General features: G+C 64.9%; 12 protein-coding genes. 5 read left to right on the top strand and 7 right to left on the bottom strand.

Annotated features, from left to right (window positions below):
* Positions 1-28: 28 nt before the first annotated feature.
* Together ACLEJU_RS04265 and ACLEJU_RS04260 are read right to left on the bottom strand one after the other, a co-directional pair.
* Positions 29-1,312, bottom strand: a complete 1,284-nt coding sequence (locus ACLEJU_RS04265; RefSeq protein WP_435421927.1) for a sensor histidine kinase — start codon at positions 1,310-1,312, stop codon at positions 29-31.
* Positions 1,309-2,049, bottom strand: coding sequence for a response regulator (locus ACLEJU_RS04260; RefSeq protein WP_435421926.1), 741 nt, complete (start codon positions 2,047-2,049; stop codon positions 1,309-1,311). The genes ACLEJU_RS04265 and ACLEJU_RS04260 overlap by 4 nt, the downstream gene beginning before the upstream one ends.
* A gap of 222 nt (positions 2,050-2,271) precedes the next feature.
* On the opposite strand from ACLEJU_RS04260, the gene ACLEJU_RS04255 reads away from it, so the two are divergent.
* Together ACLEJU_RS04255 and ACLEJU_RS04250 are read left to right on the top strand one after the other, a co-directional pair.
* Positions 2,272-2,547 (top strand): DUF2790 domain-containing protein, encoded by a 276-nt coding sequence (locus ACLEJU_RS04255; protein ID WP_435421925.1) that lies wholly within the window; start codon positions 2,272-2,274, stop codon positions 2,545-2,547.
* Complete coding sequence (locus tag ACLEJU_RS04250; RefSeq protein WP_435421924.1) at positions 2,537-3,076, top strand: thioredoxin family protein; 540 nt, start codon at positions 2,537-2,539, stop codon at positions 3,074-3,076. The genes ACLEJU_RS04255 and ACLEJU_RS04250 overlap by 11 nt, the downstream gene beginning before the upstream one ends.
* Before the next feature lie 106 nt (positions 3,077-3,182).
* Here the strand turns inward: ACLEJU_RS04250 and ACLEJU_RS04245 are convergent, their stop codons facing one another.
* Positions 3,183-4,031, bottom strand: coding sequence for a shikimate dehydrogenase (locus ACLEJU_RS04245; protein WP_435421923.1), 849 nt, complete (start codon positions 4,029-4,031; stop codon positions 3,183-3,185).
* Positions 4,028-4,477 carry a type II 3-dehydroquinate dehydratase gene (aroQ, locus tag ACLEJU_RS04240; protein ID WP_435421922.1) on the bottom strand — a complete coding sequence of 150 codons (450 nt, stop codon included), beginning with the start codon at positions 4,475-4,477 and terminating at the stop codon, positions 4,028-4,030. Before aroQ ends, ACLEJU_RS04245 begins: the two co-directional genes overlap by 4 nt.
* 217 nt (positions 4,478-4,694) lie before the next feature.
* On the opposite strand from aroQ, the gene ACLEJU_RS04235 reads away from it, so the two are divergent.
* From ACLEJU_RS04235 to ACLEJU_RS04225, 3 genes are read left to right on the top strand one after another with little or no spacing between them, the layout of a single operon-like run.
* Positions 4,695-5,948, top strand: coding sequence for a TolC family protein (locus ACLEJU_RS04235; RefSeq protein WP_435421921.1), 1,254 nt, complete (start codon positions 4,695-4,697; stop codon positions 5,946-5,948).
* Positions 5,941-7,137 carry an efflux RND transporter periplasmic adaptor subunit gene (locus ACLEJU_RS04230; protein ID WP_435421920.1) on the top strand — a complete coding sequence of 399 codons (1,197 nt, stop codon included), beginning with the start codon at positions 5,941-5,943 and terminating at the stop codon, positions 7,135-7,137. Before ACLEJU_RS04235 ends, ACLEJU_RS04230 begins: the two co-directional genes overlap by 8 nt.
* Before the next feature lie 16 nt (positions 7,138-7,153).
* The gene (locus tag ACLEJU_RS04225; RefSeq protein ID WP_435421919.1) at positions 7,154-10,291 is read left to right on the top strand and encodes an efflux RND transporter permease subunit; all 3,138 of its coding nucleotides are present in this window, start codon (positions 7,154-7,156) and stop codon (positions 10,289-10,291) included.
* A gap of 117 nt (positions 10,292-10,408) precedes the next feature.
* Here ACLEJU_RS04225 and ACLEJU_RS04220 read toward each other — a convergent pair whose 3' ends face one another.
* The 3 genes from ACLEJU_RS04220 to ACLEJU_RS04210 all read right to left on the bottom strand — a co-directional run bounded on the left by ACLEJU_RS04220 (position 10,409) and on the right by ACLEJU_RS04210 (position 14,969).
* Positions 10,409-11,743 carry an MFS transporter gene (locus ACLEJU_RS04220; RefSeq protein ID WP_435421918.1) on the bottom strand — a complete coding sequence of 445 codons (1,335 nt, stop codon included), beginning with the start codon at positions 11,741-11,743 and terminating at the stop codon, positions 10,409-10,411.
* 148 nt (positions 11,744-11,891) lie between these two features.
* Positions 11,892-12,665 carry a hypothetical protein gene (locus ACLEJU_RS04215; protein ID WP_435421917.1) on the bottom strand — a complete coding sequence of 258 codons (774 nt, stop codon included), beginning with the start codon at positions 12,663-12,665 and terminating at the stop codon, positions 11,892-11,894.
* Positions 12,666-12,818: 153 nt separating this feature from the next.
* The gene (locus ACLEJU_RS04210) at positions 12,819-14,969 is read right to left on the bottom strand and encodes a TonB-dependent receptor (protein WP_435421916.1); all 2,151 of its coding nucleotides are present in this window, start codon (positions 14,967-14,969) and stop codon (positions 12,819-12,821) included.
* Between the last annotated feature and the right edge of the window lie 31 nt (positions 14,970-15,000).

Genomic DNA, 15,000 nt, shown 5'->3' with positions numbered 1-15,000 from the left:
TGGCCCGAGCGGGCCACCGTTGAGGGCGTTACAGCTCGATCTGGGCGCACAAGCCGCCGCTTTTGCGGTTGCTCAAGGTCAGCCTGCCGCCCATGGCCTGGGTCAGTTGCTGGGCGATGGCCAGCCCCAGGCCAGTGCCTCCGGTGCTGCGATTGCGCGAACTCTCTACCCGGTAGAACGGCTTGAGTACTTCGTCCAGTTCTTCGGCAGGGATCCCAGGGCCTTCATCGAGGACGCGAATCAAAGTCCTGCCCTGCTCGCGGCTGACTTCAAGTTGAGCTTTGCCTGCAAACTTCAGGGCATTGTCCACCAGGTTCACCAGCACTCGGCGCAACGCATGCGGACGTGTTTCCAACAGGCTCCCCGTATTGCCGTGGCGCTCCACCTGGGCACCACTGTCCTGGTAGTCGAACACCACGCTGTCGAGGAAGGCGTCGAGGTTGATCCGGCACGGCGCCTCAGTGTTGATGTCCATGCTGCGGGCGTAGGCCACACCTTCGCGGACCAGGTGCTCCATGGCGTCCAGGTCATGCCAGAGCTTGTCCTTCTCGACGCCATCGTCCATGACCTCGACCCGCAGTTTCATGCGAGTGATCGGTGTTTGCAGATCGTGGGAGATGGCAGCCAGCAATTGCATGCGTTCTTTCAGGTAGGCAGCGATGCGTGCCTGCAGGGCATTGAACGCCACGGCGGCGTACTTGACCTCGCGCGGGCCGCTTTCATCCAGCTGTACGCCGGGTTTGTCCGGGTCGAGGTCGTCCACGGCCTGGGCGAGGCGGGTGAGAGGCCCGATGGCCAGGCGCACCGCCAGCCAGGTGCAGAACAGCAGCACGGCCAGCTGGATCAGCAGCACCAGCGGCAGCCAGCGCGCTACCGGGACGGGGGATGGCGTGACATCGATGGTCAGCGGCGCACCATCGGCCAGGCGCAAGTGGGCTTGGAAGTGAGCATTGGGCCCCGGGATGTCCAGGAAGGTCAGCGGGTACTGGGCGCCGATGGCCTTGACGATCGACTCGGCGGCCATGGGTGGGTCGTTGCTTGGCATGGCTGAGCCCGGCAAGCCTTCGTCCAGCCGGTAACGGTAGGTGCGCCGTTCCAGCCGCGGCAGCCAGGCAGCACGTTCGGCAGCGGGCAGGCGTTCGAGGATGGCCACAGAGGTGATCACGTCCTGTTCCAGGTTGCTGAGCATCATCGAGCGGCTGCTGATGTAGCGCTCGTAGGCTTGCAGGCTGAACGACAGCCCATAGGCCAGTACCAGCCCGGTGAAGAAGATCAAGGCCAGGCGCGAGGCGAGGGTGCGGGGCCATTTCATGAGGGTGACTCAAGAAGCTGGACTGCCAGCGAGAACACATATCCCTCACTGCGCACGGTCTTGATGCAGCTCGGTTCACGGGCATCGTCGCCCAGGCGCTGACGCAGACGGCTGACCAGTAGGTCGATGGAGCGGTCGAAGATGTCTGCCTCGCGCCCCTGGGTCAGGTTCAGCAGCTGCTCGCGGCTGAGTACCCGTTGCGGATGGTCGAGGAACACCCGTAACAACCGGTACTCGGCACCGCTGAGGGCCACCAGGGTGCCTTCACTGTCGAGCAGGTGACGGGCAGTGGTGTCCAGGCGCCACTGGCCGAAGGCGAGCAGGCGGCTGCTTTCGCTGATGGTCAGGTTCGGTGGCAGCATGCGCGTGCGGCGCAGCACGGCATTGATGCGGGCCAGCAGTTCGCGGGCAGAGAACGGCTTGGTCAGGTAGTCGTCGGCGCCCATTTCCAGGCCGATGATACGGTCGGTTTCGTCATTGCGTGCCGTCAGCATCAATACCGGCGTGTTGCGGTGCTTGCCGGCACGCAGTTCGCGGCACAGCAGCAGGCCGTCGTCGCCGGGCATCATGATGTCGAGGACGATCAGGTCGACGCTGTTGGCTTCGAGGAAGGTGCGCATCTGCCGGCCGTCGGCGACGATGCTGGTGCGCAGGCCGTTCTTTTTCAGGTAGTTGCCGACCAGTTCGCGGATCTCACGGTCGTCGTCGACGATCAGGATGTGATCGACATGTTCCATTCGCGGCGTTCCTGTTCAAGGGGGAGTGGGCGCAGTGTACCGAGCACTTGGGGGCTTGCCTGCGGGGTTTTGTATTGCAGTGTATCTGGCCTCGGTACAGATACAGGAGGAAGCAGATCACAGCCTGCGGCGACACATGCGAGATACCTGGCGGACGTGAAATGGCTCTCGACCGGGGAGCACAGATCCCCACCCCTGAAAGTGTTGCCAAGGAGAGATGCCATGAACTTCAAGACTATCGCCAGCGCCAGCCTGTTCGCCGTGCTCAGCCTCGGTGCCGTTGCCGCCAATGCCAGCTCCACCTCGATGAACGACGCCAGCGTCATGCAGTATCGCTATGGTGATCATCTGGATGTGAAGAAAGTGCTGTCGGTGAAGGATGACCAGAGCAATGCCTGCGGCCCGGTCAAGACTCGCATGGACTACCTCGACTCCAAAGGCCAGCATGAGAGCGTCGAATACCGCACCTACGCCACGAGCGGTTGCCATGACAACTGATCGCCGGCTGCTGTTGAAAGTGGGGGGCGTAGCCCTGGCGCTGGTTGGCTTGGGCCTTGCTGGCGGGCAACTGATGGCTCGCGATAACTACGGCGCCATGCCGCCACTGGCTGGCGCCAGCCAATGGCTCAATTCACCGCCATTGGACGCCCCGGCGCTCAAGGGCAAGGTGGTGCTGGTGGACTTCTGGACCTGGGACTGCATCAACTGCCAGCGCAGCCTGCCGCACGTCAACGACTGGGCGCGGCGCTATGCCGACCAGGGCTTGGTGGTGGTCGGGGTACATACGCCGGAGTACGACTACGAGCATGATGTGGGGCAGCTGAAGAGCAAGGTGGCCAGCCTGGATATCGCGTATCCGGTGGCGGTGGATAACGACTATCAGGTGTGGAATGCCTGGGGTAACCAGTTCTGGCCGGCGCATTACTTTGTCGATCGGCAAGGGCAGGTGCGGCATGTGCACTTTGGTGAAGGTGATTATGCCGGGCAGGAGAAAGTCATACAGGCGCTGCTGGATGAGAAAGGGTAAACCTGTGCTGGCCTCTTCGCGGGCACGCCCGCTCCCACCACAGCTCTTGAGTGCTGTGAAGGCCCTGTGGGAGCGGGTTTACCCGCGAAGAAGGCGCTGCGGTCTGTCAGGAGAAGCTGGCAAAATGCGCCTGCATCCGCTCGGCATCTGCCTGTTTGCCACTGAACAGCTCGAATGCCTTCACCGCCTGGAACACCGCCATGTTGCTGCCATCCAGCGTGCGGCAACCCAGCGCCCGTGCCGCTTTCAGCAGTTCGGTCTCCAGCGGGAAATAGATGATTTCAGCCACCCACAAGCGCGGGTGCAGCAGCGCCACGGGTAGAGGTGTGCCGGGCAGCTTGGCCATGCCCACCGGCGTGGTATTTACCAGGCCATCGGCCTCGGCCACCTCGACCGCAAGGTCCGTTCCCAGCACCGCCCGGCCTGCGCCGAAATGGCCATTGAGGTTATCGACCAGCGCCTGGGCACGCGCCGCATCCACCTCGAACAGCACCAGTTGCTCGATCCCCTCGCTCAGCAGCGCATGGGCCACCGCCGAGCCGGCACCGCCAGCGCCCATCTGCACCACACGCCGACGCGACACATCCGGCAAGCCACGGCGCAGGCCTTCGGCGAAGCCCAGGCAGTCGGTATTGTGGCCGACCCGCTTGCCATCCTTGAGTACCACGGTATTCACCGCGCCAATGCCGCGCGCCTCGTCTGACAGCTCATCGAGCAGTGGCAGGATTGCCTGCTTGAACGGGTAGGTGATGTTGAGCCCGGTAAAGCCGGTGTGCTGCGCGGCATCGAGCAGTTGCGCCAGGGCGCTGTCCTCAAGCTGGAGCTGGTCGGCATCGATCAGGCGATAGAGGTAGCGCAGGTGTTGGGCGTCACCTTCATGCTCGTGCAGGGCAGGGGTACGCGACAGCTGGATGCCACGCCCGATCAGGCCGGCAAGGATGGCGGGCTGGTTCATGCGCGCGGCTCCTGGCACAGCTCGGCAAAGTGGCTCAGGGCCATGCGATAGCCGTGGCTGCCCAGGCCGCAGATCACGCCCACGGCAATCGACGAGACGAACGACAGGTGGCGGAATGGCTCGCGCTTGTGCACGTTGGACAGGTGCACTTCGATGACCGGGAGTTCGCTGGCCACCAGTGCGTCACGAATGGCCACGGAGGTGTGGGTCCAGGCGCCGGGGTTGATCACGATCCCGGCGCAGCGACCGCGGGCGGCGTGGATCCAGTCGATCAGTTCGCCTTCGTGGTTGGTCTGGCGGAATTCGATTTCCAGGCCGTGGGCATGGGCAGTGTCGGCGCAACCCTGGGCCAGGTCGGCGAGGGTTTCATGGCCATACTGGGTAGGCTCACGGGTCCCCAACATGTTCAGGTTGGGGCCGTTGAGCACGAGAATAAGGGGCTTCATGGCGAGCATCGCTTTGTTGTTGTTGAATGCCTCTATGTTTGTACCGGGTGGTTAATTTCGTCAATTGGATCAGGTGTCGCAGGTCGGCAAAGTGGGCGATTATCGAACTTGTCCTGGCAGCTCACCGGATTACGCAATTGTAATGTTCGCGCCACCGCCTCGATAACCAGCCCTCCTTACAGTCCCTCGCCAATGCTCGCCGACGAGGACTTCCGAAGTGCCCACCCCCCGCAAGATCGCCTTGCTCAGCCTGTTGCTGGTGGCCGCCGCCAGCGCCCAGGCCGGGCCCGGCATGAGCCTGCCCGAGGCGCTGAGCGCCGCCTTTGCCAACAACCCTGAACTGGCCGCCGCCGGTCGCGAAATCGGTATCGCCGAGGGTGAGCGGCGCCAGGCCGGGTTGATCCCCAACCCTGAACTGGCCTGGGAAATGGAGGACACCCGCCGCGATACCAGCACCAGCACCGTCACCCTCAGCCAGCCACTGGAGCTGGGCGGCAAGCGCGGTGCACGCATCGCGGTTGCCGGTGCCGGCCAGGCCATTGCCCAACTGGACCTCGAACGCCTGCGCAACGGCCTGCGTGCCGATGTGGTCCAGGCGTACCACGCCGCCCTGCGCGCGCAAACTGGCATGGAACTGGCGCAGCAGTCGCAGGCGCTCACCGAACGTGGTTTGCGGGTGGTACAGGGCCGGGTCACGGCCGGCCAGTCGTCACCGGTGGAAGCCACCCGTGCTCAGGTGCAACTGGCCCAGGCCCAGGCCGAGGTGCGTCGCGCCGAAACCCAGCGCACGGTGGCCTACCAGGCCCTGGCGCGGTTGACCGGCAGCCCGCTGGCAACCTTCGACACGCTGTCGGCGGCCAGCCTGTCACCTGGCACTGCACCTTCAGCCGATGCCTTGCTCGACCAGGTCGAGCGCACCGCCGAATGGCGCCTGGCAGCCGCCCAGGTCGAGCGCGGCGAAGCATCGCTGGGCTCGGAAAAGGCCCTGCGCATTCCCAACCTCACCGTCAGCGTCGGCAGCCAGTACAGCCGCGAGGACCGCGAGCGGGTCAACGTGGTCGGGCTGTCGATGCCCTTGCCGTTGTTCGACCGCAACCAGGGCAACGTGCTGGCCGCCGCCCGCCGTGCCGACCAGGCCCGCGACCTACGCAATGCGGTCGAACTGCGCCTGCGCAGCGAAACCCGTAGCGCCGTCGATCAGTGGCGCACGGCGATGCAGGAGGTGCAGGCCTACGACCGGACCATCCTGCCGTCGGCGCAGCAGGCTGTGGACACCGCCACCCGTGGCTTCGAGATGGGCAAGTTCGCCTTCCTCGACGTGCTCGATGCCCAGCGTACCTTGATCGACGCGCGCGGGCTGTACCTCGAGGCCCTGGCGGCGGCAACCGATGCCCGGGCGCAGGTCGAGCGGATCTACGGCGACCTTGATGGTTTGAGCAAAAATTCGAGCAGCAGGAGCAACAATGACTAACCCCCGCAAACTCGCTCTCCTGATCGCTGCCCTTGCCGTTCTCGGCGCGGGTGGTCTGGTCTGGACCGGTAACCTGGGCCAGGCCAGTACAGGAGAAGCCCGCCACGACGATCATGGCGAAGACAGCCACGGCCATGCCGAGGAGGCTGGAGAAGAGCATCAGGAAAAGGAAGGTGCACTGCACATGTCGATCGCCCAGATCGAGTCGGCCGGCATCCAGCTTGCCGCCGCCGCACCTCGCGAACTCGGCACCGCCATCAGCTTCCCCGGCGAGATCCGTTTCGATGAAGACCGTACAGCCCATGTGGTGCCAAGGGTGCCGGGGGTGGTCGAGGCAGTGCAGGCCGAGCTTGGCCAGTCGGTCAAGCGCGGCCAGGTGCTGGCGGTGATCGCCAGCCAGCAGATCTCCGACCTGCGCAGCGAGCAGCAGGCCGCTCAGCGCCGCCTTGAACTGGCGCGCCTGACCTTCCAGCGCGAGCAGCAACTGTGGCAGGAGCGCATCAGCGCCGAGCAGGACTACCTGCAGGCGCGCCAGGCCTTGCAAGAGGCTGAAATCGCGTTGGCCAATGCCCGGCAGAAGGTGGCGGCGGTCGGCCCGGCCGGTGCTGGTAACCGCTACGAACTGCGCGCCCCCTTCGATGCCGTGGTGGTGGAAAAGCACCTGACCGTGGGCGAAGTGGTCGACGAGACCAGCAATGCCTTCACCTTGTCTGACTTGAGCCGGGTCTGGGCCACCTTCGCCGTCGCACCCCGCGACCTGGCCCGGGTCACCAGCGGGCGCAGCGTGACCGTCAGCGCACCGGACCTCGGCGCCGAAGTCCAGGGCAAGGTCAACTACGTCGGCAGCCTGCTCGGCGAGCAGAACCGCGCCGCCACCGTGCGCGCCACCCTGGCCAACCCCAACGGTGCCTGGCGCCCCGGGCTGTTCGTCAACATCGCGGTCAATGTCGAGCGCTTCACTGCAGCCGTCGTCGTGCCCGAGAGCGCGCTGCAGAGCTGGGAGGAGCAGACCGTGGTGTTCGCCCGCACCGATGAAGGCTTCGAGGCCCGCCCGGTGAAGACCGGCCGCCGCGACGCTGGCCAGGTGGAGATCACCGCAGGCCTGGCCGCCGGCACCCAGGTGGCTGCCGCCGGCAGCTTCGTCCTCAAGTCCGAGCTCGGCAAGGCTTCTGCCGAGCATAGCCATTGATCGCGGGGACGCTTGCATGTTCGAACGCCTGATCCAATTCGCTATCGAGCAGCGCCTGGTGGTGATGCTCGCCGTGGTGCTGATGGCTGCCGTGGGCATCCACAGCTACCAGAAACTGCCGATCGATGCGGTGCCGGATATCACCAACGTCCAGGTGCAGATCAACACCGCCGCGCCCGGCTATACGCCGCTGGAGACCGAGCAACGCACCACCTTCGCCATCGAGACCGCCATGGCTGGTCTGCCGGGCCTCAAGCAGACCCGTTCGCTGTCGCGCTCGGGGCTGTCGCAGGTGACGGTGATCTTCGACGATGGCACCGATATCTTCTTCGCCCGGCAATTGGTCAACGAGCGCCTGCAGGTGGCCCGCGAGCAGTTGCCCGAAGGCATCGAGGCCGGCATGGGGCCGATCTCCACGGGCCTGGGGGAAATCTTTCTGTGGACCGTGGAGGCCGAGCAGGGCGCGCTCAAGGACGACGGTACGCCTTACACGGCTACCGACCTGCGGGTGATCCAGGACTGGATCATCAAGCCGCAGTTGCGCAATGTGCCCGGCGTCGCCGAGGTCAACAGCATCGGCGGCCACGCCAAGCAGTACCTGATCGCCCCCGAGCCCAAGCGCCTGGCGGCCTACAAGCTCACCCTCAACGACCTGATCGCGGCGCTGGAGCGCAACAACGCCAACGTCGGCGCCGGCTACATCGAGCGCAACGGCGAACAGTTGCTGATCCGCGCGCCGGGGCAGGTAGCCTCGGCCGAGGACATCGCCAACATCGTCATCTCCAGCGTCGACGGCACGCCGATCCGCGTCAGCCATGTCGCCCAGGTCGGCCTGGGCGAAGAGCTGCGCTCCGGCGCGGCCACCGAGAATGGGCGTGAAGTGGTGCTGGGCACGGTGTTCATGCTGATTGGCGAGAACAGCCGCACGGTGTCCCAGGCCGTGGCGGCCAAGCTCGCCGAGATCAACCGCAACCTGCCCGAGGGCGTGGTCGCCGTGACGGTTTACGACCGCACCCACCTGGTGGAAAAAGCCATTGCCACGGTGAAGAAGAACCTGGTCGAAGGCGCAATCCTGGTGATTGCCGTGCTGTTCCTGTTCCTCGGCAACATCCGCGCCGCGCTGATCACGGCCATGGTCATCCCGCTGTCGATGCTGTTCACCTTCACCGGCATGTTCAGCAACAAGGTCAGTGCCAACCTGATGAGCCTCGGCGCCCTGGACTTCGGCATCATCGTCGATGGCGCGGTGGTAATCGTCGAGAACGCCATCCGCCGCCTGGCCCATGCCCAGCAGCGCCATGGCCGCATGCTGACCCGTGCCGAACGCTTCCACGAGGTGTTCGCCGCTGCCCGCGAGGCGCGTCGGCCGCTGATCTACGGGCAACTGATCATCATGGTGGTGTACCTGCCGATCTTTGCCTTGACCGGGGTCGAGGGCAAGATGTTCCACCCGATGGCCTTCACCGTGGTGATGGCACTGCTGGGCGCGATGATCCTTTCGGTGACCTTCGTGCCGGCAGCCATCGCGCTGTTCGTCACCGGCAAGGTCAAGGAAGAAGAGGGCGTGGTCATGCGCACGGCTCGCCAGCGTTATGCGCCGGTGCTCGACTGGGTGCTGGGCCGGCGCAAGCTGGCGTTTGCCGCCGCCGCGGGGCTGGTGTTGCTGTCCGGGGTGGTGGCCAGCCGCATGGGCAGCGAGTTCATCCCCAGCCTCAGCGAAGGCGACTTTGCCTTGCAGGCGCTGCGCGTGCCTGGTACCAGCCTGTCGCAGTCGGTGGACATGCAACAGCGCCTGGAGCAGGCGATCATCGCCCAGGTGCCGGAGGTGGAGCGGGTGTTTGCCCGCACCGGCACCGCCGAGATCGCCTCCGACCCGATGCCACCGAACATCTCCGATGCCTACGTGATGCTGCGCCCGCGCGAGCAATGGGTCGACCCCGGCAAGCCTCGCGAGGAGCTGATTGCCGAAGTCCAGCGCGCTGCTGCCAGCGTGCCAGGCAACAACTACGAGCTGTCGCAGCCGATCCAGTTGCGTTTCAACGAGCTGATTTCCGGCGTGCGCAGCGACGTGGCGGTGAAGGTGTTCGGTGATGACATGGACGTGCTCAACCGCACCGCCGCGCAGATCGCCAGCAGCTTGCAACAGGTGCCAGGCGCCTCGGAAGTGAAAGTCGAGCAGACCACCGGCCTGCCGGTGCTGACCATCGACATTGACCGCGACAAGGCCGCGCGCCATGGCTTGAATGTGGGGGACGTGCAGGACGCCATTGCCATTGCCGTTGGCGGGCGCACGGCGGGCACGTTGTATGAGGGCGATCGTCGCTTCGACATGGTGGTGCGCCTGCCCGAAACCCTGCGCACCGATGTCGATGGCCTGGGCAGCCTGCTGATTCCGGTACCCGCCAGCGCTGCAGCCGGCGTGGCACAGATCGGCTTCATCCCGCTGTCGCAGGTGGCCACGTTGAACCTGCAGCTGGGGCCGAACCAGGTCAGCCGCGAGGATGGCAAGCGCGTGGTGGTGGTCAGTGCCAACGTGCGTGGGCGTGATCTGGGGTCGTTCGTCGAGCAGGCCGAGCTGGCCTTGCGCGAGCAGGTGCAGATCCCGGCGGGTTACTGGACCCGCTGGGGCGGCCAGTTCGAGCAGTTGCAGTCGGCGGCCGAGCGCCTGCGGGTGGTGGTGCCGGTGGCGTTGTTGCTGGTGATGGCGTTGCTGCTGATGATGTTCAACAACCTCAAGGACGGCCTGCTGGTGTTCACCGGGATTCCGTTTGCCTTGACCGGCGGGGTGCTGGCGCTGTGGCTGCGGGATATTCCGCTGTCGATTTCCGCAGGGGTGGGCTTCATTGCCTTGTCGGGTGTAGCGGTGCTCAATGGCCTGGTGATGATTGCCTTCATACGTAGCCTGCGTGAAGAGGGGCGTGGTTTGCGTGCGGCGGTCGAGGAGGGGGCGCTGACGCGCTTGCGGCCGGTGCTGATGACCGCGTTGGTGGCGTCGTTGGGGTTCATTCCGATGGCCCTGGCTACAGGGACCGGGGCCGAGGTGCAGCGGCCGCTGGCGACGGTGGTGATTGGCGGGATTTTGTCGTCGACGGCGCTGACCTTGCTGGTGTTGCCGGCCTTGTATCAATGGGCATACAGGCGTGAAGAGGATTGAGATCCCCGGGGCCGCTTTGCGGCCCTTTAGCGACACAAGGCCGCTCCCACAGGAAACGCGGTCTCTTGTAGGAGCGGCCTTGTGTCGCGAAAGGGCTGCATAGCAGCCCCAGGGGCCTCAGCTCGAAGCGCGGGCTGCCGGGCTCACATCAACCCCAGCTTCATCATGCAACGATATCCGCGATGTCTCCGGCAACGCCAACCCGCCCACCAAGGCCACCAGCGCAATCACCACCAGGTAGAACGCCGGGGCAAGGCTGCTGCCGGTCTGCCCGATCAGCCAGGTCGCCACCAGCGGCGCGGTACCGCCAAACAAGGTGTAGGCCACGTTGTAGGTAATCGCCGAAGCGGTGTAGCGGGTCCGGGTCGGGAAGCTCTCCGACAGCAACGCCGCCGTGACCACGCCACTGCACAGCGCTCCCACCGCCAGCAGTATCACCCCCAGCAACGCCCCCGACATCGACCCGGAGCTGGCCAGCCAGTAAGCGGGGAACACGCAAACCATCACCCACAGGCAGGTAAAACCAATGGTCTTGCGCCGCCCGACCCGGTCCGAAAAGGCCCCTGCCAGCGGGCAGCCAACGGCCGCGAACAGCAACGCCACGGTGGTTACCAGCAGCGACTGGGCCCGGGTCAGATTGCCGACCAGTTGCAGGTAGGTGGCGAAGTAGGTTGTGAACATGTAGAACGACAATGCCGTCAGCGAGATGAACATGCCCAGGTTGCGAATCGCCCGGCCGTGGTGTCGCAAGGTCTCCTTGAGCGGCGAATGTTCATGTTCCTTGCCCTGGGCGACGGCCTTGCGAAATGCCGGGGTTTCCTCCATGCGCCAGCGCAGGTACAAGCCCACCAGCCCCAGCGGCGCGGCCACCAGGAACGGGATGCGCCAGCCCCAGGCGGTCATGGCCTCGGTCGACAGGCTGGCCTCCAGGCTATAGGCGATCACCGCCGCACAGGCAAAGGCGGAGAAGGTCGACACCGGCACGAAGCTGCCATAGAACGCACGTTTGTTTTGTGGCGCATGCTCCATCAGGTAGGCGCAGGCTCCGGCGTATTCACCCCCGGCAGAAAAACCCTGCAGGCAGCGCGCCAAGGTCAGCAACGCCGGTGCCGCAAGGCCGATGCTGGCATAGGTCGGCAGCAGGCCGATCAAGGTGGTGGAGCCGGCCATCAGCAGAATGGTCAGCGACAGGATGCGCTTGCGCCCCAGGCGATCGCCGAGTGCGCCGAACACGATGCCGCCGAGCGGGCGCAAGGCGAAGGCCACGGCAAACACGGCGAAGGTCTTGAGCAGGGCGACGCTGGCATCTTCGCTGGCGAAGAACTGGCTGGCGATCAGCGTGGCGAGAAAGCCATAGACGGCGAAGTCGAACCATTCGACGAAGTTGCCAATGGCCGAGGCGGCGATGACCCTGCGCAGGGTGCCAGGGGATACCTCATGCGATGCAGACATACGGAAGCTCTCCGGTTTCCATAGGCAGCCTGGATGAATGTGGCGCGCTCAGGCGCGCCATCGTTGTTATCAGGGCCAGTAGACCGAGGAGCGTGGTGGGGCGCTTCGTTCAGGGCGACATCGGGATATCTGTTTCGACCGCAGGCGGTTATTGCCGGCCGACCCGCCACGGCGCGTATTCCAGCTCGCTGTAGCCCTTGGCCACGCCGTGCATGTCTGGCGAAAAGCCTGGCAAACGGCTCAGGTCCATGGCCAGGCAGCGGCTGTTGAGCTGGGCCTGCAGCTTGCCGTCGAGGCGAAAATCGTTCGGCCGCAGCGGGTGCGGGTAGATTTGCACCAGGCAATCTTCGACCTTGCCTTGTGCATTGGCCTGGTAAAACACCGAGACCCTGCCGATGCTGTTCACCGGCTGGTCGCGCAGCAGGTGCTGCCAGAAGTACTCGCGTTGCGCGATGACCTGGCGCCGCGGCGTACCGGATGCCTGTGCGGCGGCGGGCAGCAGCACGAACATCGGCGCGCGTACCTCCAGGGTACCGTCCACTTCGCGCATCCCCTCTGGTGCCACAGGGTAGATGGTCTTCCAGCACTGCGCCTCGACCATGCTGGCCAGAGCCTTGTAGTCCGAGCGCTTCACGTCGGCAGGCAGTTGCATTTCGTACTTGATCGGGGCCTTGCTGGCCTTGCAACTGGTAGGGCTGGAATGCCGGTCGAGGATGACAGTCAGCATGACCACGCCGACCTGCTCGTCGGTGTCTGCCGTGGCGATGCCGAGTTTCAGGGCTTGCTGCATGTCGCTTATGAAGGTTTGCTGGGCCTGTGGATCCACTTCGGCAGTGACTCGGCTCTGGCAGCCAGGCAACAGGAGCAATGCAGCAGCGATAAGAGAGGGAGACAGCGATTTCAGTACGGGAGCTTTCAACACGGGAACGTCCTTGAATTGCCTGAGCCGGTGCTTCATGTCCCGGCGCGGGTGGGGTGCACATTATCACTGATGGCGAGATAGGAATTGAGAGGTTGGCGGGTAGGAGATTTCTTAAAGTCTGTGCCGGTTCGATAACCGGCACAGACTTGAGCGTCAGAAGCGCAAGTCCAGCGCCACTTCGAACGTGCGCGGTGCCCCCATGTAGTACTGCAGCCCGTAGGCCTGCTTGGCATACACCTCATCGGTCAGGTTGCGCACCCGCCCGGTGATCGTGGTGTGTTCATCCAGCCGGTAGCGGGCAAAGGTGCCGAACAAGGTATAAGCCGGCGCCTTGAGGGTGTTGGCGTTGTCGGCGTACACCGAGCCGACATAGCGCGCATCCACCCCCGCCGCCCAGGCCGAGGTGAAGCTGTAGGTCAGCCACAGGTTGGCGACATTGGCCGGTACGTTGACCGGGGCATTGCCCTTGCGCGATACCGACACGCCGTTGACCGCTTCATTGAACTCATCGTATTGCGCATCGACATAGGCGTAGTTGCCCTCGGCCAGCAGCTTGGGCGTGACCTGCAGCCGCCCGGACAACTCGATACCACGTGAAGTCTGCTGCCCGGCCTGGACAGTCAGGTTGGGGTTGCTCGAATCGCGCACGGCAAAGTCCTTGCGCACGATCTGGTACAAGGCCACGGTTGCCGCGCCTCGCCCTTCGAGGAAGTCGAACTTGCTGCCCACTTCCCATTGCTCGCCCTTGGACAGGTCGAAGGTGCCGACGTTGGCGTAGGTGGCCGCCGCCAGCGAACCGGCTGGCAGGTCGGCGGCGGTGCTGTACTGGGCGTAAAGGCTGGCCGCTGGCGTCAGTTCGTAGGTCAGGCCGACGCGACCGGACAGCGGTTCCCAGCGCCGCTCGAAGAACGCTGGCGAAGTCGGCGTGACCGCGCCGTAGTTGGTCACCTCCATGTCCAGATAGTCGTAACGCAGGGCCGTGAGCAAGGCCAGGCGCTCGGTCAGTTGCAGGCGGTTCTCGGCGAACACGGCGCGGTTGCTGGTGACATGCCGGCGCTGCTTGGTCAGCCCGGCGTTCACCCCGGGGATGTCGTAGAAACTGCCCGGGTCGAAGCGGTCCGGGTCGACCACATCGGTCCAGCTCCCGGAGGTCGGGTACACGGTCTGGCGCATGTGCGAATAGTCCAGGCCCAGCGACCACTGGCTGGCCAGGCCGAACAGCTGGTTGTCGTGGCGCAGTTCGATGCGGTCGCCCAGCACGCTCTGTTCGTGGCGCTGCAGGTAAGGGCTGCCACGCTGCACATCGCCGTCGCCGGTGTAGCTGTAGCGCTCGACGTTGCGGTAGTCGCGCTGCGCGCTGTAGTGGTACAGGGTGTTGTGCACGCTGGTGCTGTCGTTGACCTGGTAATCGAGCATCGAGCGCAGCCAGCGCACCCGCTGCTCGTAGCGGCCGTCGGCGACGTTGTAGTTCTCGAAGCGGCGGCTGTTGTCGATCTTCATGGTGCTGCGCCCCGGCAGGATCGGCGCGCCCCAGTAGGGGCTGTCTTCGCGATCCTCCTGGTACTCCAGCGCCAGGGTGTGGGTCAGGTCGGGCGTCACATCACTGAGCAGGGAAAACGCCAGGCTGTCGGTCTTGCGCTGGTTACGGTCGATGTAGCCATTGCTGCCGGTATGGCTGAAGTCCAGACGCATGAAATGGTGGGCATCGGCCGGGTTGCTGGCCAGGGCCTGGTTGATCCCGAAGGCCACTTCCGAGTCGTCGTAGCTGCCATAGCGCACGCGGCCATCGATGATCTGCTGGTCGCGGCTGGCGGTCTTGGTGATGTAGTTGATCGAGCCGCCCACGGCACCTGCGCCATGCAGGAAGGACGACGGCCCGCCAAGCAGCTCGACGCGGTCCAGCACCCAGGCGTCCACCGGCCGGGTGGCGCTGCTGTAACCGAGGTTGATGCCGTTGTAGAGCTGGGTCACCTGGTTCTGGGTGAAGCCGCGGTAGCTGACGAAGCCGCCATAGCCGGGGTTGGCCGATGCGTTCACGCCGGTCATGGCGTTGATTACATCCTGGCTGTCCTTGGCGCCGCGTTCTTCGATGATGCGGCGGTCCGATACGCTGATCGATGCAGGGGTTTCCCGTGCGCTGAGGCCCAGGCGCGAGCCGGTGCTGATCGGCACGTCCAGTTGCACGCCGGAGGGCGCATCGCGCTCACCGTCGATGGTGGTGGCGTTGAGTTCGACGGCGGCATTGTCCGCCCAGGCAAAGGTGCAGGTGCCCATGAGGAGCACCAGGGAGGTATTGCGGAGCATGTTGTTATGTCTTCCACGCAAAGGTCATGGC

The sequence above is a fragment of the Pseudomonas sp. SMN11 genome (assembly GCF_052041945.1).
Classification (GTDB): domain Bacteria; phylum Pseudomonadota; class Gammaproteobacteria; order Pseudomonadales; family Pseudomonadaceae; genus Aquipseudomonas.
Note: the sequence above shows the minus strand (reverse complement) of the source record. Positions and strands in the feature narration are given on the sequence as shown.